The 451-nt window shown below is 50.1% G+C and carries 1 protein-coding gene; it reads left to right on the top strand.

The annotated features are described in order from the left end of the window. On the top strand, positions 1-279 hold a 279-nt coding region (locus tag EZM41_RS01245), incomplete at its 5' end, for a TRAP transporter large permease subunit (protein ID WP_198468618.1). Between the last annotated feature and the right edge of the window lie 172 nt (positions 280-451).

Here is a 451-nt window from a genome sequence, read left to right as displayed (position 1 = left end):
CTTGTGTTCTTCGGCGTTTTAATGACGGTAAATTTGTGTATTGGTATGATTACTCCACCTGTGGGAGTTAACCTTTATGTGGCACAAGGGGTATGTAAAGCCCCATTTGATCAAGTGATCAAAGAAAGCATTCCTCTACTTGGTATACGCCCTGCCATGATTAAATACCCGCCTCATCGCGCACTCGCCGGGGCATTCGCCTATCTCTGGCAGATGAGCAAACAAATGGTGACGGCCATTATAGGTTGGATTTCTGGCGGCGACTGGGATTTTCTATAACTTACGGGCAGCCTTATTGCTTGCTACCGGCGGCCAAAAAGCCCTCGTGGCAGCTCAGCTCGAAGGTACGGCAGCGGCCAAAGCAGTGACAAGGGCAGCAAGAGAGATCGGCATGCCCACTTAGGAGAGGGAAAGCTCGGCATCAACGCCTTTTCGTTTATACTCAACGACA

This window comes from Acetomicrobium sp. S15 = DSM 107314, assembly GCF_016125955.1.
GTDB classification, from domain to species: Bacteria; Synergistota; Synergistia; order Synergistales; family Thermosynergistaceae; genus Thermosynergistes; species Thermosynergistes pyruvativorans.
This window is presented reverse-complemented; position numbering and strand designations above follow the sequence as displayed.